General features: G+C 63.3%; 16 protein-coding genes and 1 pseudogene. 7 read left to right on the top strand and 10 right to left on the bottom strand.

Going from position 1 to position 21,072, the window contains the following annotated elements; genetic code table 11:
• Positions 1-319: 319 nt before the first annotated feature.
• The 5 genes from J2W22_RS17030 to J2W22_RS17010 all read right to left on the bottom strand — a co-directional run bounded on the left by J2W22_RS17030 (position 320) and on the right by J2W22_RS17010 (position 3,555).
• Positions 320-1,123 (bottom strand): HvfC/BufC N-terminal domain-containing protein, encoded by an 804-nt coding sequence (locus J2W22_RS17030; protein ID WP_307119416.1) that lies wholly within the window; start codon positions 1,121-1,123, stop codon positions 320-322.
• Positions 1,120-1,950, bottom strand: a complete 831-nt coding sequence (bufB, locus tag J2W22_RS17025; RefSeq protein WP_307119415.1) for an MNIO family bufferin maturase — start codon at positions 1,948-1,950, stop codon at positions 1,120-1,122. Before bufB ends, J2W22_RS17030 begins: the two co-directional genes overlap by 4 nt.
• A gap of 64 nt (positions 1,951-2,014) precedes the next feature.
• On the bottom strand, positions 2,015-2,293 hold the full coding sequence (gene bufA2, locus J2W22_RS17020) for a BufA2 family periplasmic bufferin-type metallophore (RefSeq protein ID WP_307119414.1): 279 nt from the start codon (positions 2,291-2,293) through the stop codon (positions 2,015-2,017).
• Positions 2,294-2,377: 84 nt separating this feature from the next.
• Positions 2,378-3,019 (bottom strand): DUF1109 domain-containing protein, encoded by a 642-nt coding sequence (locus tag J2W22_RS17015; protein ID WP_307119413.1) that lies wholly within the window; start codon positions 3,017-3,019, stop codon positions 2,378-2,380.
• Positions 3,016-3,555, bottom strand: coding sequence for a sigma-70 family RNA polymerase sigma factor (locus tag J2W22_RS17010; RefSeq protein ID WP_307119412.1), 540 nt, complete (start codon positions 3,553-3,555; stop codon positions 3,016-3,018). The genes J2W22_RS17015 and J2W22_RS17010 overlap by 4 nt, the downstream gene beginning before the upstream one ends.
• 211 nt (positions 3,556-3,766) lie before the next feature.
• On the opposite strand from J2W22_RS17010, the gene J2W22_RS17005 reads away from it, so the two are divergent.
• The 7 genes and pseudogenes from J2W22_RS17005 (at position 3,767) to J2W22_RS16975 (ending at position 14,536) form a co-directional block, all read left to right on the top strand.
• Positions 3,767-4,045: a BufA1 family periplasmic bufferin-type metallophore gene (locus tag J2W22_RS17005; RefSeq protein WP_307119411.1), complete on the top strand. Its 279-nt coding sequence runs from the start codon at positions 3,767-3,769 to the stop codon at positions 4,043-4,045.
• A gap of 58 nt (positions 4,046-4,103) precedes the next feature.
• Positions 4,104-4,556: a DoxX family protein gene (locus tag J2W22_RS17000; protein ID WP_307119410.1), complete on the top strand. Its 453-nt coding sequence runs from the start codon at positions 4,104-4,106 to the stop codon at positions 4,554-4,556.
• Positions 4,557-4,928: 372 nt separating this feature from the next.
• Entirely contained in the window at positions 4,929-6,527 is a 1,599-nt protein-coding gene (locus J2W22_RS16995; RefSeq protein ID WP_307119409.1) for an alpha-N-arabinofuranosidase, read from the top strand.
• 59 nt (positions 6,528-6,586) lie between these two features.
• Positions 6,587-6,820 (top strand): annotated as a pseudogene (locus J2W22_RS16990) (FCD domain-containing protein); the annotation flags it as partial.
• A gap of 91 nt (positions 6,821-6,911) precedes the next feature.
• Positions 6,912-7,835 carry an AraC family transcriptional regulator gene (locus J2W22_RS16985; protein WP_307119408.1) on the top strand — a complete coding sequence of 308 codons (924 nt, stop codon included), beginning with the start codon at positions 6,912-6,914 and terminating at the stop codon, positions 7,833-7,835.
• A gap of 313 nt (positions 7,836-8,148) precedes the next feature.
• Positions 8,149-12,810: an autotransporter domain-containing protein gene (locus tag J2W22_RS16980; RefSeq protein ID WP_307119407.1), complete on the top strand. Its 4,662-nt coding sequence runs from the start codon at positions 8,149-8,151 to the stop codon at positions 12,808-12,810.
• Between the two features lie 562 nt (positions 12,811-13,372).
• Positions 13,373-14,536 carry a tyrosine-type recombinase/integrase gene (locus J2W22_RS16975; RefSeq protein ID WP_307119406.1) on the top strand — a complete coding sequence of 388 codons (1,164 nt, stop codon included), beginning with the start codon at positions 13,373-13,375 and terminating at the stop codon, positions 14,534-14,536.
• Positions 14,537-15,083: 547 nt separating this feature from the next.
• Here the strand turns inward: J2W22_RS16975 and J2W22_RS16970 are convergent.
• The 5 genes from J2W22_RS16970 to J2W22_RS16950 all read right to left on the bottom strand — a co-directional run bounded on the left by J2W22_RS16970 (position 15,084) and on the right by J2W22_RS16950 (position 21,031).
• On the bottom strand, positions 15,084-15,575 hold the full coding sequence (locus J2W22_RS16970) for a hypothetical protein (RefSeq protein WP_307119405.1): 492 nt from the start codon (positions 15,573-15,575) through the stop codon (positions 15,084-15,086).
• Positions 15,576-15,588: 13 nt separating this feature from the next.
• Positions 15,589-18,234 carry an RHS repeat-associated core domain-containing protein gene (locus J2W22_RS16965; protein WP_307119404.1) on the bottom strand — a complete coding sequence of 882 codons (2,646 nt, stop codon included), beginning with the start codon at positions 18,232-18,234 and terminating at the stop codon, positions 15,589-15,591.
• A gap of 11 nt (positions 18,235-18,245) precedes the next feature.
• Complete coding sequence (locus J2W22_RS16960) at positions 18,246-20,234, bottom strand: hypothetical protein (RefSeq protein ID WP_307119403.1); 1,989 nt, start codon at positions 20,232-20,234, stop codon at positions 18,246-18,248.
• 217 nt (positions 20,235-20,451) lie between these two features.
• The gene (locus tag J2W22_RS16955; RefSeq protein ID WP_307119402.1) at positions 20,452-20,601 is read right to left on the bottom strand and encodes a hypothetical protein; all 150 of its coding nucleotides are present in this window, start codon (positions 20,599-20,601) and stop codon (positions 20,452-20,454) included.
• A gap of 220 nt (positions 20,602-20,821) precedes the next feature.
• On the bottom strand, positions 20,822-21,031 hold the full coding sequence (locus tag J2W22_RS16950) for a helix-turn-helix transcriptional regulator (RefSeq protein WP_307119401.1): 210 nt from the start codon (positions 21,029-21,031) through the stop codon (positions 20,822-20,824).
• Positions 21,032-21,072: the final 41 nt, after the last annotated feature.

The following is a 21,072-nucleotide window of genomic DNA, read 5'->3' as shown; positions in this document are numbered from 1 at the left end:
GCTGTTGGCCGGTTTCCGCTCCCGATTAGTCTTCCCGGACTTGGTTCTATGAAGGTGCCATGCTGGTTTTATTCTGGCAATAAAGAAAATAAATTGGTTGTTATATTCTCCACGATCGCGGGGGTCGGGACGATCGCTGCATAAGCAAGATCCGGCGTATCATGCGCCGAATCCAGATGATGCATAGCGCGGATGCCACCTGCGCCGAGAGGCAGGTGCAAACGATCAGGGTCGCGAGGAACCCATGACGCCCGGTATCTCATTGGTGCGATTCGGACGTCGTTCAGCAGATGCCTTTGGCCGCGGCGCATGCGGCGGTTCAAGCATCATGTGCAGGGGGCAGTGGCTGCTCCGGCGCGTCGAGGCGGGTGCCTGACCCAAGTGAAGTTATCAACGCATCCGCAAGCCACTGGCCGAGCATTGCGCCGGCCCGGGCAACGCCGGCCTCCTCGCCGAGCAGCTCGACCAACCCGGCACATAGGCCGCCGAAAGGCAGGGAGGCTCGCAAACGCAGCAATGCCTGGTGCTCGATCTGGTCAATCGCGCGGAAGCGCGGCATTTCGCCGTCGCGCCAGGCGAGGATCGCCCCGGTCTCCGATAGCATGGCGACGGCGGGCGGCTCAGCGCCTTGGGCCAGGGCCGACCAGATTGCGGGCGCATTGGTTGTCAGTTCGGTGAGATCCAGGGTTGGCGTGAAGCGGAGCACGGCGTTGTCCCAATCGACATCGTGCAACTCTGCCGCGGTGAGCGCCTCGGTATCGGGGCCGGCAAAGGCTTCGGCCAGCGCCTGCTCGATCCAGGCCAGTTCGGCGATTTCGGGGTCGGCGGGATACAGCAGTTTGAGCGTCGCCGGAAAATCGCGAGAATAGGCATCGAGCGTCCAGCTGCCAGGGTGGACACGCTCGACATGCGTGACCACCGCGTGGTGGAAGGCATCGCCGCCGATCCAGGCACGTGTGTGCGCGAAGCTCTCTTCCAGACAGGCCGTGAGCTGGGCGCGAAAATTGTTCAGGTGGATCCGTAGGCCCGCTGCGACGTCCCCGCCGCCGAGCCGATTGGCCGCCACGGCGTCCTCATCCACCAGCCAGGCGCGCATGTCGCGTTGCAGGTCGAGCAGGCTCATGCCGCTGCCCGTACACAGCCCGCCGCAATGTGGCGGGCGGTGCCAAGCTCTGCAAGAAGTTCGTGCAGCGGCGGGATCGCATCGTCGCGTTCGATCATCGTCGCGACGGACCCGAGCCGGGGCAGGACATGTGCATACAGCTCCCAGACAGGGGCAGGCACCGGCTGGTCGTGGGTGTCGATCAGCAATTCGCTGCCCTGGCTGTGCCCGGCAAGATGGATCTGGCGCACCCGTGCGTGCGGGATGCCATCCAGATAGGCGAGCGGATCGAAGCCATGGTTACTCGCGCTCACGAAGACATTGTTGACGTCGAGCAGCAGCCCGCAGCCGGTGCGCGCACACAGGCGATCGAGGAATTCCCATTCGGTCATGTCGGCCGGCGCGAAGTCGATATAGGTCGAAGGGTTCTCGATCAGCATCGCGCGGCCCAGGACATCCTGTGCGCGGTCAAGGTTCGCGCAGACCAGATCGAGCGCCGCGTTCGTATAGGGTAGGGGTAGCAGGTCGTGCGAATTGAAGCCCTCTATCCGCGACCAGCTCAGATGGTCGGAGACGAAGAGCGGATCGACTTCGTCGACCAGAGCACGCAGTCGGGCGAGGTAGGCGCCATCCAATCCGTCGGCCGAACCCAGGGACATCGAGACGCCGTGCAGCGCCACCGGATAGCGCTCGCGGACCTCGCGCAGGATGCGGCGCGGGCGCCCGCCCTCGACCATGAAATTCTCGGAGATCACCTCGACAAAGTCGACCGCGACACGCGTCTCGAGGAATTCGGCATAATGCGGCTTGCGCAGGCCGAGGCCGAAGCCGGAAAAGGGTGCGATCATCGATAGTCTCCGGGGCTTGCGGAAAGCCGGCCCGGCGCCTGGGGCGCGCCGGGCCGGAGCGCGCTCACTTCGGCGCGGTCAGGCTGCCGCCGGCGGCCTTGCATGCCTTGGCGGTGATTTCCTTGAAGCCCTGGCCCTTGCAGTCGTTCTGGCCACGGCAGTCGTTCTTCGCGGTCTTGCAGTCCGAGGTGCCCTTGCAGGTGTTGATGCCATAGCAATGGACGACCTTGGCGGTCGCGGCGCCGGCGCCCGACTTGGCGATGGCGGCGGTCGGCGCCGCGGCGCTGATCGCGATGACGGCGGCGGAAGCGGCGAGGCTGACGCCGGTGCGGACGATGGTCATTCGGGATACTCCAGAAAAGGGGTTCAGCCAGATTGGCATTCCCTATTCGGAGCGGTGGGCCACGCGGTTACAGGCGGTGCGAAATTACCAGCGCAAAAGCCGCGGCCCGAGGAGCGCGCCGAGTGAGGCTGCAAGCAGGATGCCGAGCGAATACCAGGTCAGCACGAAGATCGCCGAGACCTCGGGGCAATGGATGCAATAGACCATGGCGGCGAATGCTCCGGCCGCGAGCCCGGCAGCCGCACCGGCGGCGCGCAGGCGGGTCGGTGCCAGCCGGCGGAACGACCAGAGCAGGCCGATGAAGATCGGCATGGCCAGCGCCAGCACCAGCCAGGGACAGACCATCCAGCTGTTTCCAAGCCACATCGCCAGCCATTCGGCGGGGGGCGTGCGGGCGAGTTCGGCGATGCCAAGGACGGCGAGCAAGGTCACGGGGATCGCCAGCAGCCAGGTCCAGCGCAGTCGGGCGCTGTCCGGCCTGGCGAGCTGCACGACCATCACCACCGCCGCGATCGCGAGCGAGAAGGTGTAGCTCCATTTCATCCAGAAGGTGGCGCCGCGCATGGCGAGACCGAGATCCGGGCGTATGCCAAGGACGAGTGCGACCAGTACTGCAGATACCAGGCTGCCCAGAGCGATGCCGATGGCAAGCCGCCGTCCGACCGCACGGCGGCGGACCGGCGGCACGTCTTGCGAAAGCTGGGCGATGAGGTCTTCGGTGTTCATCGCGCGCCTCCCTGGATGCGCGCCATCAGCGCCTTCAAACCCCGATGCACCGAAACCTTCACATCGGACTCGCCGATCCCGCCTGCCTTGGCTGCCTCTGCGACGCTGAGGCCATTGAGCCGTGTCGCACGGATCATGTCCGCCTGCTTGGTGGGCAGTATCGCGAGCAGTTCCTCGACGTCGAGCCGTGCCGCGGCGGCGGGCTCGAAATCCTCGGCTAATAGTACCTCCTCCAGGCCTTCGATCGGGTGCAGGCGGCGGACGCGGCGGAAATGGTCTACCATCTTGTAGCGGGCAATCGCGAACAACCACGCGGTGAAGGCGCGCTCGCGGTCATAGGTGGCGCGGCGGACATGCACCGCGATCAGCGTTTCCTGCACAAGATCCTCGATATCGTCGTCGGCGCCATTGGCGCGGCGCCGGTAAAAGCCACGCAGTACCGGCACGAGCAGTCGCAGCAATGCGGCATGCGCCGCGGCGTCGCCGCCCAGCCCATCCACCATCAGTCCGTGCAGCACGTCCTCGTCCGCTCGCATTCCTCCTCCTTGCAGAAGAATTCGGCGTAGCCGGCGGCAAGGTTACACGGTGCCGCGGAATTTTTTCGAGTGGCTTTTGTAACGCCGCGAGGCTGCCCGGCGAATTGGCAGCGTGACCGGGAATTCCGCCTCCTTCCCCCGGTCTTCGCGCGGCCCGGCTTCCCTCTGCCGGCGCCGCGTGCCGGAGGCATGGATCATGAAGGACAGACATATGCGTTCGACCAACGCCACTCTCGCCGCCAGCCTCGCGATCGCCGTTGCTGGTGCTGCGCTCAGTTCAGCCGCTTCCGCACAGACCGCGCCCGCGATGGAGAAATGCTATGGCGTCGCGCTTGCCGGAAAGAATGACTGCAAGGCCGGTGCCGGCACGAGTTGCGCCGGCACCTCGAAGGTCAATTATCAGGGCAATGCCTGGAAGCTGGTCAAGGCCGGCACGTGCACGACGATCAGGACGCCCAAGGGCAATGGTTCGCTGACGCCCAAGGCCTGATCCCGCCCGCGCTGGGATGCGCAATCGCGCACCCCAGCGCGGCTTTCGGAGATTTCCCATGACCTCGCTGATCGCGCTTCACGCGCGCCTCGTCCGCCGTGTCTCGGCGCTTGTGCCGGATGCCCTGCTGCTGCTCATCGCCCGGCTGGGTATTGCCGGCGTCTTTTTCCTGTCGGGCCGGACCAAGGTCGATGGCCTGATCCACATCACGGACAGCACCTATGAACTGTTCCGCACCGAATATGCGTTGCCGCTGGTTCCGCCGGAGATAGCGGCGGTGGCGGCGACCTGGTCCGAGCATGTCTTTTCGATCCTGCTCGTGCTCGGGCTCTTTACCCGTTTCTCGGCACTGGCACTATTCACGATGACGCTGGTGATCGAGGTGTTCGTCTATCCCGATGCCTGGCCGACGCATCTGAGCTGGGCGGCAATCCTGTTACCACTGATGGCGCGGGGTGGCGGAGTGTGGTCGATCGATGCTCTGCTTGGCAGGCGTGCAGCTATGGCCTGAGGGCGGTCAGGATATCGTGGTCGCCGGCGCAGATGGGACAGGCGGGCTCGGGTTATCTGATGGGCAGCGCGCAAGGTCACGGGTGACCGAAGCGAAGGCTGGTTCGGTCTCTTCCGTCCCGGCCAGCGGGTTCAACGCGCATTTCCCCGTTGGAGGGCGGATATCACCCCCGTTGATTATATTGTAGGACTATTGAAACTAGTTTCAAGCGCGGCCTTCGTCCCTGTTTCCTCATGTGTTTAGTGGCGCTGCTCATGGCGACTCTGGCTTGACCGCTGATTTTGTCGGACTAGGATTCTGAGGAGGCTGTGTGCTGAGCACTTCGTCCAGCGTCCACTTTCGCCTGAGAACAGATCAGAACAGGGAGGATTAATGATCGACTTCGTCCGTCCGGGCGCCGCCGTTGCGCTCCTGCTGGCCTCCGCGTCGCCGGCGCTTGCGCAGACCGACGCGTCCGCGCCGGTGGAAATGGTGGTGGATACCGCCAAGCCCGGCAGCAAGATCGACCGCAACATCTTCGGCCAGTTCGCCGAGCATCTCGGCACCGGCATCTATGGCGGCGTCTGGGTCGGCAAGGACTCCGCGATCCCCAATGTGCGCGGCATCCGCAAGGACGTGGTCGCAGCGCTCCGCGCGATCCGCGTGCCGAACGTGCGCTGGCCGGGCGGCTGCTTTGCCGACGAATATCACTGGCGCCATGGCATCGGCCCCGCGAAGGATCGCAGGGTTGCGATCAACTCCAACTGGGGTGGTGCGACGGAGCCAAACAGCTTCGGAACCGACGAATTCATGGACTTTGTCGACCAGATCGGCAGCGACGCCTATGTCTCGGTCAATATCGGCTCGGGTACGGTGGCGGAGGCCGCCGAGTGGCTGGAATACATGACCGCCGATCCCGAGACCACGGCGGGCAGGGAGCGTGCCGCGAACGGGCACAAGGCACCGTACAAGGTGAAATATCTCGGCATCGGCAACGAGAGCTGGTCGTGCGGCGGCGCGATGACCGCCGACCATTATGCCGATGTGATGAAGCCCTTCGCCCGCTTCGTGCGCAACTACAACCCGGCCCAGGCCGCCGACAGCCCCGGCGCGATGCAGCGCATTGCCGTGGGGCCGGGCGACGACAACCTGTCCTACACCGAAAGCGTGATGAAGGCATGGAAGGCACATGACTGGGCGTGGAGCATCGAGGGCCTCTCGCTCCACCGCTACACCACCGGCGGCGGTTGGCCGGTGACCCAGCCGAGCACCGGCTTCGACGAGGGCCGCTACGCGCGCATGCTCAAGGAAACGCTGGGCATGGACGAGACCATCGCGAAGAACGCCGCGATCATGGACAAGTATGATCCCGAGAAGAAGGTGGCGATCGCGGTCGACGAATGGGGTGCCTGGCTGGCTCCCAATCCGGGCAGCAACCCGGGCTTCCTGCAGCAGCAGAACTCGATGCGCGACGCGATCCTGGCGGCGCTCAACCTCAACATCTTCGCGCGCCATGCGGACCGGGTGCGGATCACCAACATCGCCCAGATGATCAATGTGCTTCAGGCGATGATCCTCACCGACAAGGAGAAGATGGTCCTCACGCCGACCTACCACATCTACCGGATGTACCTGCCGTTCCAGGACGCGACTTATGTGCCGGTGCGCTTCGATGCGGGCACGTACTCGCAGGGCGACATCAAGCTGCCGCGGATCGATGCCGTGGCGGTGCGCGACACGGGGGGCAAGCTCTGGCTGGCGGTGACCAATCTCGATCCGAACCGGCCCGCGAAGATCGTTGCCCGTTTCCCCGGCGTACAGCCACGCGCCGCGCGGGGCGAGATTCTGACTGCTCCGCGGGTGGACTCGGTGAACAGCTTCGAGGCGCCCAATGCCGTGGTGCCCAAGCCGTTCACGGGCAAGGCCGGCAAGGCCGGCGTGGCGCTTGAGCTGCCGGGCAAGTCCGTGGCGGTGGTGCAGATTGACCCCTGAACGGGCAGCCGGGCGGGGACCAGCGTCCTCGCCCGGCCCGCACCTGCATGAAACGCAACTTCGTGCGGGACCTGTTCGAGTTGCGCGCCATCGTCGAACCCAATGCGGTGCGCCTGGCCGCGGAGCGCGGGGACGAGGCAGACATCAAGGCGATGAAGGACGCGCTGGCGTTGATGCGCCGGCATACGCTCGCGACCGAGGCCGGGCGTGCCGCCGACGGCAAGCTCTATGACCCCGCCCTGCCGCGCGTCTATCACGCCTCGATGAAACACGCATCTATTGGCGGAGCTGTCGGTCAGAGCTACCTCCGTAACGATGTCGTCCGATTCCCGAACCGAGACCGTTTCCCGAAGCTATTTCGGCACCTTCTCCGACCCTGACGCGATGGCATCGGCGATTGGCGGGATCAATTCGGGGAGCAGTCCCAATCCGCTGGGCGGCGCCGGCAGGAACTTCCACGCGATGCTGGCCCGCGCGGTTCTCGACGGGCTCAATATCGGCATCGGCAAGTTCGCCCGCGGCATTCCGCAGACCGCGGCCATCCCGAATGTCCATACCTTCATGTTCGCCACCGAGCCCGGCATCGTCCGTCAGGTCTCGGGCCGGAAGCTGTTTGGCCGGCGCATCTTCCATTTCCGCCCGGACGAGCGGACCGTGACCGGTTCGCCGGCCGGCATGCCCTGGGCGTTCGGCATCGTCGCCATGCCGTTCGACCTGCTCGCCGGCCATGCGCCGGACCTGATCGGCACCGACCATGGCGTGCCGCTCGATGACGACCGGATGTTCCACGCGCCAGAGGCGGCACTGGCCCGGCTCACCGGGCTTATGGGCGACATCGCCAATGTGATCCGCGATACGCCGTGGATCGTCGAGGCGCCGCACCCGGCGCGGGCGCTCTCCGGTGCGATCCTCGACAGCCTGCTCGCCTGCCTCGCCCAGGGTCGGGTGAGCGCCGACCGCGCCGCGCTCGGCCGCCACCGCGACATCGTCGCACGGTTCGAGCGCGTGGTGGAGGAGCGGCCGGAGGAGATGCTCTCGCTGGGCGCGATCTGCGCAGCGGTGGGCGTGCCGCAGCGCACGCTCAACCTCGCCTGCCAGGAGTTCCTGGGCGAAAGCGCGATGCACTATGCCCGCAACCGCCGGCTCGACCGGGTGCGCGCGACCCTGCTGGCGTCGGACCCGGCCAGCACGCTGATCACCAGCGTCGCGATGCATTACGGCTTCTGGGAGCTCGGCCGCTTCGCCCAGGCCTATCGCCTGCGCTTCGGCGAGCGCCCCTCCGATACGCTGCGCAGGAGCGCGCACTAGGATCGCATCGACATTCGACCCTGCAAGTTCCCCGGCGAAGGCCGGGGCCCAGTTGCGATGTCGTTCGAGAGGTTCACGCGCCTAACCAGCTGCGTCGAGACTGGGCCCCGGCCTTCGCCGGGGAACAGAAGAAGCGGAATGCCGATCTCCCAGCCCTCGCGCATTCATGCCGGAATCGCATAGTGAGCCGTCGCACCCCCGTGGCAAGCGCCGGCCGGGCCATCGCCGCCGGTCCGGGGAACCGCGGCGACCCGGCTCCGACTTTCAACATGCAATTCCGGCCCGGCGAGACGGGCCGCTATCGGGGTGGGCTATGCAGCATCAGTTTCTCAAGGTGCGTTCGGCGCGTCTGGTTCGCGGTTCGACTTCGCTGGCGGCGCTCGCCGTGGCGATCAGCCTGATACCGTCGATGGCGTACGCCCAGCGGATCACCCAGGGCGGCGGCAACGGCGCCTGGATCACCGGCCGAACCATTGGACAGGGCGGCATCGCCGGCGGCGGCGGCGGCGCCAGCAGGGGCACCGGTGGTTCGGCGGCGCAGACCCCGGACGGCACGGCGTCAGCAGGCGGCATCAGCTCGGGCGGGGCAGCGGGCGGCCAGCCCGGCACACCCAACGATATCGCGGCTGGCGGCGGGGGCACGGGCGGCAGTAGCGCCGGGGCGACGGGCGGCGATGGCGGCGCCGGCAATCTGGTCACGGCCACCGGCAATTTCGCCTTCTCGATCGACTATCTGGGCGGTGACGGCGGCATCGGCGCCGGCTCCGGCTCCGGCGCTTCGGCGGGCGGCGGCGGCGCGGGGCTCGTGCTGACCGGCGCCAATGTCCAGGTCACGACACAGGGTTATGACGTGACCGGCGGCAATGGCGGCCGCGGCTCAGGCCAGGGCAGCGGCGGCGGCGGCGGCGCAGCGCTGGTGTTGCTCAACGGTGGCAGCGTCACGGTCGATGGCGGCACGGGCGGTGCATTCAGCACGATCACCGGCGGCATCGGGCAGGAATATGGTGGCTCGGGTGCCGGCATATTCCTCTATAACGGCGGAACGCTGACGATCCGGAACGGCAACAAGGTTACGGGCGGCGAGGGCGGCACCTTCACCACCGACGGTGGCACCGGTGGCACCGCGGTACTCAGCAACCTCGGCACGGTAGTCAACGAAGGGGCGATCGCCGGCGGCGAAGGCGGTTATGGCTATTCCCGTGGCGGGCGCGCCGGCGACGGCGTGCAGGCCTGGGGCGGCACCGTCGAGAACAGCGCAAGCGGCACCATCATCGGCGGCCGGGGCGGCTACAACAACAGCAGCATGGGCAGCAACTATACCGGGAACGGCGGAGCGGGCGTGCGCCTCCTCGATGGCCAGGCCGCCACGCTGACCAATGCCGGCGAGATCAATGGCGGCGCGGGTGGCCCACGCTATGCGTTCGGCACCGGGGTCGGCGCGGGCGGCATGGGCGTGGTGGGCGCCGAGCATGGCGGCTCGACGATCATCAATTCGGGGATCATCCGTGGCGGCGTGAACGCATCGTCGCAGCGCAATCTCGCGATCGGCCTGTTCGGCGACAACAACCGGCTCGAGCTGCGGGCGGGCTCCTATATGGACGGCGGTGTCGTGGTCCAGGCCGGCGGCGTCAACAATGTATTCGCGCTGGGCGGCAGCATTGATGATACCTTCGACGTCTCGCAGATCGGCGAGCCCGTCATCTTCATCTACTACAAGGGCTTCGACACCTACGAGAAATCGGGGACGAGCAGCTGGACGCTCACCGGCACCGGCAATCAGGACTGGCGGATCACCGGCGGCAACCTGATCGGCGACACCAACAGCCTGGGCGGCAACCTGACCTTCACCTCCGCTCCGCTCACCAGCGTCGTGGCGTTCAATCAGAGTTTCGACGGCAGCTATGCCGGCACGATCTCCGACACCGGCACCATGCTCAAAATGGGCAGCGGCGCGATCACCCTGACCGGCAGTTCCTCGGTCGACTGGGCAATCAACCAGGGCGGCGTGATCGCCGATGCGAACCACTTCACCGGCAACGCCAAGATCCTGGCCGGCGCATCGCTGACCTTCAACCAGGCCAGCGACGCCAGCTATGCCGGCACGCTCCTGGACGCCGGCGACCTGCACAAGACCGGCAGCGGACGGCTCACGCTGACCGGCGATTCGTCGTTGTTCGCCGGCGCGACCTTTGTCGATGCCGGCACGCTCGTGGTGAACGGCCGGCTCGGCGCACTCGGCTCAAGCGTTACCATTGCGTCCGGCGCCACGGTTGGCGGCTCCGGCACCATCGGCCGCACGACCGTGCAGAACGGCGGCCATCTCGCCCCGGGCAACTCGATCGGCACGCTCAACGTCGTCGGTGGCCTCACCGTCGCCGCGGGTGGCAATCTCGACTTCGAGCTGGGCCGGCCCGACAATAACGGAGCCACGTTCAGCATCAGCGACCGGATCATCGTCTCGGGCGGCGACCTCGCGCTCGACGGCACGATCAACCTGAGCCAGAGCGGCGACCCGGCCGATGGCGCGGCGGGGATCGGCTATTACCGGCTGATCAGCTATTATGGCGCGCTCACCAGCAACACTGCGGTGATCGGCACCACGCCCGGGCTCAGCGACGTCAACTACGAGCTGCGGTTCTATGGCGGCGCGGTGGACCTGTTCATCAGCCCGTCGCTGATCGTCGGCGACGATACGCTGCAGCACTGGCAGGGCGGCGACGGCACCTGGGACGCGGCAAGCACCCAGTGGCTCAACCAGGGCGGGACCGCGCCGGCGAGCTGGGCGGGCAACTACGCCGTGTTCAAGGACGACAACGGCTATGTCGGCGGCACGATCACCGTCGCGGGCGCGCAGTCGTTCCTCGGCCTCCAGTTCGTCGACAAGGGCTATGTCCTCCAGGGCAGCGGCCAGCTGGTCACCGATGCCGCAGGAAGCGAGATCCGCGTGCTCGCCGACAGTGCCGAGATCGCGAGCGAGATCACCGGGACCGGCAGCATCGTCAAGACCGAGGCAGGAACGCTGATCCTCACCGGTACAAACAGCTATTCGGGCGGCACCACGATCCAGGCCGGCACGCTGCAGATCGGCAATGGCGGGACGACCGGCTCGATCGCCGGCAACGTCGCCAATAGCGGCACGCTTGCCTTTGCCCGCTCGGATGCCACCAGCTTTGGCGGCACCATCTCGAGCACCGGTGCGGTGCATGTGCTGAGCGGCAATGTCACGCTGACCGGAGACAATGGCTATACCGGCGGCACCGGCATCGCGGCCGGTGCCACGCTGCAACTCGGCAACGGCGGCACCACCGGTGGTATCACGGGCAATGTCGCGAATAACGGCACGCTGGCCTTCAACCGATCGAACAATATCGTCTTTGCCGGCGTGCTCAGCGGTGCCGGCAGCCTCCTCCAGGCGGGCTCGGGCAAGACCGAGCTGACCGGCGATTCGAGCGGCTATACGGGCACCACCACGGTTGCAGGCGGTACGCTTGCAGTGAACGGCAAGCTCGGCGGCACGCTGACCGTGCTGGCGGCAGGGCGCCTGCAGGGCACCGGTACGCTGGGCAACACCATCGTCTCCGGCACGATCGCGCCGGGCAATTCGATCGGCATGCTCAACGTCGCGGGGAACATCGTGTTCAACACCGGCTCGACCTATGAGGTCGAAGCCGATGCCGCGGGGCTGGCCGACCGCCTCGCCGCCTCGGGCACCGCCACGATCAACGGCGGCACCGTCTCGGTGCTGGCCGGCGCGGGCAATTACCGGCCCGAGACCAATTACCTGATCCTCCATGCCGATGGCGGCATCACGGGCACGGGCCGGTTCGCCGGCGTGACGTCGAACCTCGCCTTCCTCGATCCGTCGCTCAGCTATGATGGCAACAACGTCTATCTGCGGCTGCGGCGCAACGACATCAGCTTCGCCAGCATCGGCGCCACACCGAACCAGCGTGCGACCGGCACCGCCACCCAGGCACTGGGCTGGAACAGCGCGGTCTTCGCAGCAGCGGTCAATCTCTCGGCCGAGCAGGCGCGCGCTGCGTTCGATCAGCTTTCGGGCGAGATCCATGCCTCCGCCCGCACCGCGCTGATCGAGGACAGCCGGTTCCTGCGCGACGCCGTTACCGACCGCCTGCGCAACGCCGACACCGGCTTCGCCATCTGGGGCAATGGTTTCGGTTCCTGGGGCCATTGGGCGAGCGACGGCAATGCCGCACGTCTCAACCGCTCGGTCAACGGCTTCGTTCTCGGCGCCGACGCCTCGGTCCTCGGCAAGGCGCGGCTCGGCCTGGTGGGAAGCTATGGCCGCGCCAGCTTCGATACGCGGGCGCATAGTTCGTCGGGCACGCGCAATAGCTATGCGTTCGGTATCTATGGCGGCGCAGACCTGGGCGCCGCGGCCGTGCGGATCGGCGCGTCCCATGGCTGGCACCAGCTCGATACGACGCGATTGGTCGCCTTCCCGGGCTTCGCGGACAGTCTCAAGGGCGAGCAGGATGCCCGCACCACCCAGCTCTTCGGCGAACTCGCCTATCGCATCGAGCTGGGTGCTACCCGCGTCGAGCCCTTCGCCGATTTCGCCCACGTCCGGTTGAGCACCGACGGCATCACCGAGAAGGGCGGGGCGGCCGCGTTGAGACTCGCTTCGGCGGACAGCGGCACCAGCTTCTCGACGCTGGGCCTGCGTGCTGCGCCTTCCTTCTCGCTCGGCGGCGCGAAGCTCACAGCACGGGGCAGGCTTGGCTGGCGCCACGCGTTCGGCGACGTGACGCCGCTATCCGCGATGCAGTTCGTGAGCGGTGGCGACAGCTTCCGGATCGCCGGCACTCCGATCGCGGAAAATGCGGCCGCGCTCGACGCCGGGATCGATGTCGCGCTGACCTCCAGGGCAATGCTTGGCATCGTCTATGGCGGCCAGTTCGGCTCGGGTGCCTCCGACCAGTCGGTCCGCGCCAGCTTCAGCCTGAGGCTTTGAAACCTGCGGCCGGGCCTGAGCGCCTGGCCGCCAGCTCCTGTAGGGAAAGGGGAGGGCGCGCTGGGGCAAATCCCGGCGTCCTCGGCCCGCACCGCCTCCCCTCCATGGCCCTGGGGGCGATGGACTGCCTGCGCATGTCCGCGCTCGCCGGGCCCCGACACAAAAATGGCCACGATGGCGATGGGCGGGAGAAGGCAGCGGCACACTCGCGTTATCGCGCTATCTGGGCATTGAATCGGGAACAGGGAGAAATGCCGGCTATCCGCGGACGGTTGGCAGCGGCCGTCGGTGACGATCGCTTCAGTCCGACGGGATCTGGGAATATCGGACTGCGCCTTATCGGTGGGCTGCGTCCTGCAACTCTCTCAAGGCAGATGCTCGAAAGAATGGTGACCCCTACGAGCAGAATACCCTCATTGCAGGACATTCCAATGCATCTCAACCTATTGAGAATACTTAGGAAGTGTTGCTGGATGTGTACCCCGTGATTCCACTTTGTCTCGCGAAATCGCGGACTCTTCGTGGGGCAGGGCGGGGTACAGGAAAATGAGGGAATCCTGACTTGGCACTCACAGCTCTCAAGGTTCGTACCGCGGGTCCCGGGCGGCATTCGGATGGCCATGGCCTGTATTTGGTGGTTCGCCCGCCAAGCTCTCGCGCCTGGATTCTGAGAATGCAGTTCAAAGGCAAGCGGCGTGATTTCGGTTTGGGGCCGGTCCATGACGTGTCCCTGTCGGATGCGCGTTGTCTGGCCATCGAACTTCGCAGGATGGTCCGAAGCGGCAAGGACCCGGTCAAGGAGCGCGGCTTGCGCCGCGCAAGTTCTCCCACCTTCGAGATGGTCACGCGGCGCTGCTATGAGGCCATGAAAGGCGGCTGGAAGGATCGGCGAAACGTGTCCTGGATCTCCAGCTTTGAAAACCATGTCTTCGGAGAGATCGGCACCAAGCGAATAGAGACCATCGATAGTGTCCAGGTGCTCAAGGTGTTGGAGCCCATCTGGCTTGCCAAACCGGATACGGCACGGCGCCTTCTGCAAAGGATCGGAGCAGTTCTCGATTACGCACATATCAAGGGCGTGATCCCGAACGAGATTCCGCTACGCTCAGTCACGCGGGGTTTACCTCGCCAGAACCGACAGGTCGAACACCGCGCGGCGATGCCCTACGCCGACGTGCCGGCGTTCTTGCAGAAGTTGGCCCGTCAGGACCGCAGCATCGGGCGGGATGCCTTGCAATTGACCATATTGACCGCGGTGCGATCGAACGAGACGCGATATGCGACGTGGGAGGAGTTCGACCTGGCCGCCGCGACATGGGCGATCCCGGCGGGACGAATGAAGATGAAGCAGCCCCATGTAGTGCCGCTTTCCCCGCCCGCGTTGGTGTTGCTGAAGCGCCTCCGTGCGGAGCACGAAGCCTTGGACGGTCAAATCTCCGCGGGAAGGATGCTGTTCACGCAGAGCGGAACGAAACCGATCAGCGACACGACTATGCTCAAGGCTATCCGCGACATGAATATTGAGACGATCACAGTACACGGCTTCCGGAGCAGCTTTGCCGACTGGGCGGCGGAGTGCACCCGTTTTCCTAAGGAAATCGCCGAGAAGGCCTTGGCGCATCGCGTGCCGAACGCCGTCGAAGCGGCATACCGTCGGACGGACTTTTTCGAGAAGCGCCGAACACTGATGGCAAAATGGGCCGAGTATCTCGCGAAGAAGGTATGACCGCTCTTCGGCCGACCGCGGGCAGTCAGCTTTTGGCCCGAGAACCCCGATAACGGCCACTCAGTCCGGTCTGTATGGAAGATCGCTTTCGCCCAAATTGCGGAGATCATATCGGCTCATGCCGACGCTGAATCAGTGAACCCGTTGCTTTGGAAGCCAAAACAATGCGATCTCAATCGGGAGCATTCATGCCTAAGTCTTCCAACCGCAGGTCCGACGAGATGTGCACGCCGACCGCCAGCGCCATCGGTCCGTGTGTTGCCGGCGGCGGCAATCCGGATGCGCGAGCCGTCGGGCAGGCTGTCGGACCGGTGGATGCTCGCGGCTGATTCCCTGACATGAGAGGGTGGCGATCTGACGTGCAAGGCGGTCGAGCGTCGCAGTGTCGAGTCCAGATGCCACATGTCGTTCGACGCCGCCGCCCAGAGTCTCGGTCTCGCCCGGACGTTTCACATATAACTGCCGGTTGCTTACGGTCACAACGCAATCGCCCAATCGCCGATCAGAATTTTTTCTGATAGACGCCGAAGGGGATTGAGTTGCAAAATTAATCTAATGGAATGCTCCCGCATTTCTTTAAGAGATTGTTTATCTTATCAATTTCGCCATTCCATATATTGGGCTGGGAGCTGGTTTTTATTATATTTTTCCACCAAAATATTGATCTATTTATATCTCTGCAGTCATTGGAGCCCAACAAACTTTGATACAGCGCAGATGCGCCCGCAGCGGAACCGTTTTCGCCATCGATATGGCTCCAATAATCCATCTCTCTAATGCAATCTTCAGCGCTATTTCGACTAGACCGTTGGCACAAAATTAGTCGCTCAACTATTTTTGTTGAACGTGCCATGTCGCCTCGCAAAGCCATTTGTTCATCGATAGAAATATTATTGTGTATAATATTTTTTTTCAAATAGGAGTGTTCCGCCGTAGTCTTATTGTTAGGCGCCTGTTGCACAATTAATAGGAAAGCAATTGTCCACCCTGTAAGCGCGCCAAAAGCTATTAAGGCTAAGCGACCAAATAATATTTTCATTTTGGTCCTCCTATTATTCAATCTTTTTCGTTACAATCTGGCGAATTCTTGTTCCCGTTGGGGCCTCAGAATAAAATGAAACTTCTCCTTTTTTATTATCAATTCTCATCCTGTTTCCAAGGGCAGTCACAGAGCCGTCTTTGTGAAATGCAAAAAATCCACCTCCGTCTGCCTCAACTCTGGCGGTGATAATATTCCCCCTCAGGCTGCTTTTGACATCATTATTTGCGGCAATGACTGTCGCTTTAAAAGCTTTCGCTGTTTGGGCAGCGAAGCTTACTTGAGAATACGGGCTTGCAGTTCTGGATTTAGCACCAAGTGAGCATGAAATAAGAATTATTGTTCTACCAGGCGTATAATCATCCTTAGATAAAACTTTTTGATGAAGTGCTTCAGGGGTAAGGAATTCTGTATTGGGTTGATCAAAAATTCCTTTATGGGAAAGACCGTGCCCAGAGATGACGTAGAAATTCTTCACCCAAATATGGTCCGTAATATACTTCCAAGTTCTACTCTCTTCGTCGCCTGTGCCAAAAAGTTGCACATCAGAAAGGCCTGTTGGGTCATTCCGATTTAATGGGTCGTTTCCAACATATGCATACAGGTTCGTCTGATCTTTGTATCCGACGGGATCGGTTTGCAGGAAGCGTCCGAGCGTAGGAGAGTAGATGCGAGCCTTGTAGTAGTACATGCCAAGCTCGGGGATCCATGCCTGGCCGGTATATTGAAAGCGCCCCGTATTTCCTGTCGCGGGAACGCCGTACTCATCGTAGCTGTTGATCGCCGCCAGCGCCCCGTTCCAATTGGTCCATAGTACGATCGAGCCTTGGTGATCGGGCTTGGGCAGGCGGGCATTCGACCAGGTCCCACCCAGCGCAGGACCGTCGAATGATGCCAGCGGATCGTCTTCGCCTGGTCCGTGGATATGGCGACGGAGCATAGTATTCGAGCCGTCATACTCCGCGACCAGTTCGTCGCCGGCATAGAGGAAACGGGTAACCCCGGCTCCTCCTGTGGAGGTCTGGAACAGCCGTCCGAGCGGATCGTAGATCAGATTGGCCCCCGAAGAGGCTGCGACCAGCCGGTTCTCGGCGTCATAGGTATATGCTGTACTGCCACTCGCCGCCAGGTTGCCGTTCGAATCATAGCCGAAGACGACCGCGCCCGCCGAACCATATTGATTGAGTCCGTTGACCGTATAGGCGCGATCCACGCTCGCATACCCTGCATAGGCATAGGCGTCATTTGAGCGTGTCCTCCTGATAATCTGCCCCGCTGGGCTGTAGGCCAGACCCGAGTTTACACTTCCAGTACCACCTACCAGCGTTTCATTCAGCGCGGTGAGACGCCCAACGCCATCGTAGAAATAATTGGTCCAACTGCCGGAGAGGCCAAGCGCCAGTTGACCCTCGGCATTGTAATAGCGCGCTACAAGGCCTGACGCAGCGTTCACCCCCGCCGTGTCCAGGCGCCCCAGACCGTCATAGTGATAGCCGGCAAACTGCCCGTCGGGATAAGTCAGGCGCGTGCGATTTCCATCGGCGTCATAGGCATATCCCACGCTCGCACTGAAGCCGCCCATGCTGATGGTGCTGGAGCCAAGGCGGCCAAAACCATCATAGGCGTTAGTCACTGCGTCGACGCCGCTGACGCTGTCGAACCGCGCCGCCGTTTGCATGCCCCGCAGATCATAGCTGTAATAGACGTCGCGTGTCATTGCGGCGGGCACATTGGTACAGGCATAGCCCGCCACGCACGCATCCGGCACGATCTTCGACGTCATCCGGTTGAGCGCGTCATAGCCATAGGTGAAGCTGCGCCCGTCCCGCTTCCTCAAGGAAGTGCGGTTGCCATTGGCGTCATAACCATAGGCTTCATAGTCATTGGTGTTGACCGACCCTGCGGTCGCCAGCGCATTGGCCGGTGTCGAGCCGTCATAGGCACTGGGCGTGCCCGCTGAGGGAAACTGCCACTGCACCTGGCGGTCATGCCCGTCGTAAACCAGCCTCGCCTTGTTGCCGTTGGCGTCGACCACATATTCCTGCTTGCCGTTCGTCGTGTAGCCATAGGTGACATAGGCCTGCTCGCGGCCCGTCCCCACGGCCTTACGCACTTGCAGCAACTGGCCCGCTGCGTCGTATATGTTCTTGGTAATCCGGTCATTACCTTGGGTTCCAGCTGTTCCCAGAGTGCAGGCGCTGGCGGGCAGCGAACCATAGACCGTTGGATTCATCCGCACCGCGGTGCATTCCAGCCTACCTGATGCGTCATAGCTGTACTGGGTCAGCTGATAGATGGTGCCGGCAGCGCCTTCGCGAACCTGTTCGACCAGCTTGCGGTCCATTGCGTCATAGGTCGTCTCAATCGATTGATAAACGGTGAAGTCGGACCAAGAGGCAGGGGCGACGTCTTCGGATTGCCAATTTAAAAGCTGGCCCTTCTCAACTTTTACTAACCGGCCGGCACTATCATAGCTGTTCCGTACCGCCATGTGGTGCAGCGGCCCAGACCCATCCGGATCTGGGCCGATCGCGCCAGTGACCCTTCGTTCGACGTCATAGCGCGTCGCGCTGGTGAAGTCGGACGGTGCCGCCTGGGCAAAAGCCGCCGCCGGCACAAATGTCGATGAGGCCAGCAGCCCCAGCAGAATGCGGTTCATGCCGTCCCCCTTCAGTTGCACGCCGTCAGCCCGGCTCGCGGGCTCGTTTCCCAGATCTTGTTCCCAAGCGCGTCGTACCCGTAGCAACTGCGGAGCGTGGTGCCGTCTGCGGTGATCGTCTGGCCTCGCGGCAGGAGATTGTCTGCGGTTCCATCGGCGCCGTACTCATATGCCGTGATCCGCTGTGGAGCCGCTCCGTCGCACGCTGCCGTACTGGACCCCGCCGCCGTCTGGCATTCGGTCATACTGGCCGGCAACCAGACCGGCGACGCGGCGGGAACCAGCGATCCGCCGCTCAAGAGATATGCGTATTTCTGGACATAGGTGTACAGCTTCAGCGGTCGCGCGGCTCCCGTGGAAGGTGCCGGGCCCATCTCCGACAGAACGCCGCCATGCGTCGCATCATAGGTATAGTTTGTCACGTTCCCACGGGCGTCGGTAGTCGAGGTCGGCTTCGCACAGGACGGGCGAGAGGCGCAGCTATATGTCGCAGAGGTTGTGATATCGGCGAGGCCAGAGCCCGGTTTGGCGACCTTGCGGATCGACGTGACGTTCCGATTAGCCAGATCCCACGTAAAGTAGGTCTTTCCGCCTTCCGGATCCTGCGTCCATTGCAGGAGCGATACAAGGCAACGGTTTTGCCAGGTGACGGGATAGCCGGCTGCCGCATTGGGATCGCAGAAGTTGTTGATCGTCGTGCGGCCCAGCGGGTCGGTGATCGTCGCCGGATCGGATGTCTGCTGGTAATAGTTGGGAGCGGAGCCATCGTCGGGGACGTTGTACCAAGGACAGCCCTGACTATGGCATCTCTCTAGATAGCCTGTGCCCGGCATAATCGGGAAGTCATAGGCGACCGTCGAAGTACGGCCGAGATTGTCGGTAAAGCTTCCCCCCGCGATGACCAGTGGCTCGCTCGCCTTTGTCTGGGGCGAGTTGACATAGCTATAGGAATAGCTGCGGCCGTCCGCGAAGCTCTGGCCGCCAATGACTTCGATGGGGACGGTATCGATATCCGACCCGAAACCGATGGTGTTGGTGAGCCACGGCGCGCTTGCTCCGGGCTTGATGAAACCCATCGTCATGCTCGAGCCGCCCCCGGCATAGGAGAAGGACCATATGCCGTTAGCTGCGTCGGTGACGGACGAAAGGCGAGTACCGTTCAGGCTCGTATAGCTATACGAGCTGGCCGGAACGCCGCTGGGGCATGAGCCGCTCAACGACACCTGCGCCCGCGCAAGGTTGAGCGCGCAGGCCTTGGTGACGGTGTTGCCGCCCCCGCCATATTCGAAGAGCAAGGCGTACCCGCGATTGCTGGCCACGCTTTTGAGACGAACGGCGTTAAGCGTCCCTGGGCTCGGGTTCTCATAGTTGAGCGTGTACTTGGTGCCATCGGGCATCAGAACGTAGGACGCATAGGCACACAGAACCTGTGCGGAGCAGTCGTATCCATTGGGGGCTCGAAATACGACTTTGGTACCGTCGCCGGCCGTATAGGTGTAAATGGCGGAACCAGCGTCGCGGTCGCCGGTATAGGCGAGGTCGGCGTAACCAGCCAGGGAAGAGACCGTAAAGCCGATGGTCGAATAGGCCCTGAAGGTCTGTGACCGCCCCCCGAAACGAACACTGACCTGATAGTCGACGCCGCTGTGATCGTCTGTCGTGCCCTGGTCGATGTTGATCCGCTTCTGGGTCAGCATGATGTCCCAGTTGCTGGAGAAATTCCCGAACGGGTTGTTGTGTCCGACGACCAGATAGCCAAGAATTCTCGTCAGTTTCAGAACGGAATCCCCGGCGGCGGACCCGATCGACAGATCGTCCGACTGGGAAGCGTAGGTGCCGGTTCTCATATCAACCCCGCCGGGGCTGACCGCGTATTTCTCGGCAGGAGGGGCGCTCAGAAGCTGCGTGGGACCCTGCGCCCATCCCGGCGCAGCAAAGGTCAGGCTCGCAAGCAGGCCGAGCACCGTAGCTGTCACGGATTTCCAGAACGAAACGCGCACCAATACCCCCTCAAAATTGCTTCCCACAGCCCGTCCTCGTTGGATGTAAGCTTCTAGGCGATCCGGCCCCGTCCAGCTGATCCCCTATGCCATCGGGGGCGAAATCCGCCCAATGGGAGTAGTTCGTCACGGAGCGGAGTGATGAATTACCCAGCGCGCAGGCGCGCCCTGACTTCGCGTGGACTCCCGTCCAGCGGAAAGACGGCGGCGACCCCAATCAGGGTGCGCCCGTCACCTTCACGTTGGTCCGGTTACCCGCCTTGTCATAGGCGTAGTTCGAGATGACGTTGTTGTTCACGCTGCCGCTGCTCTCGACCTTCACCAGCCGGCCGAGTTCGTCGTAGCTGTAGTTGACCGGCTCGTTCATGGGCGGCGATGACGCCGTCGCCGACAAGATCGTAATACCGAGCACGGCGAAGGTGATCGGCAGAGCCAGCTGCTTCAGATAACGCAAACCTACCCCCTACGGGCGCGAATCTGCTGCGTTGCCCCGCATCGCGCCTTCGGAAAGCAACTATCCGGTCAAACCCGGTTGGTCCACATTCAAACGGAGGGATTCTGCCGGAAGGGAACCGTTCAGAGCTTCCTCATGGTGCGTCGGTCGCCTGGTAGAACATCGGATTACGAAGCCAGGCGTTGATCGCGGACTCGCGCCAGCCGGCGCACCGGGTGCTGATCTGAACGTTTCGGGGAAAGGTGCCGTTCTGCATCTTGCGGTACATGGTCGAACGGCTGAGGCCGGTGCGCTCGAGGACGGTCTTGATCCGGAGGATGCGGTCGGGGGTATCGGTCTGCATTGATATCACCTTGCACTTGGTGCCGTGGAGTGGTGCGCCCC

This window comes from Sphingomonas kyeonggiensis (assembly GCF_030812785.1).
Taxonomy (GTDB): domain Bacteria; phylum Pseudomonadota; class Alphaproteobacteria; order Sphingomonadales; family Sphingomonadaceae; genus Sphingomonas; species Sphingomonas kyeonggiensis_B.
This window is presented reverse-complemented; position numbering and strand designations above follow the sequence as displayed.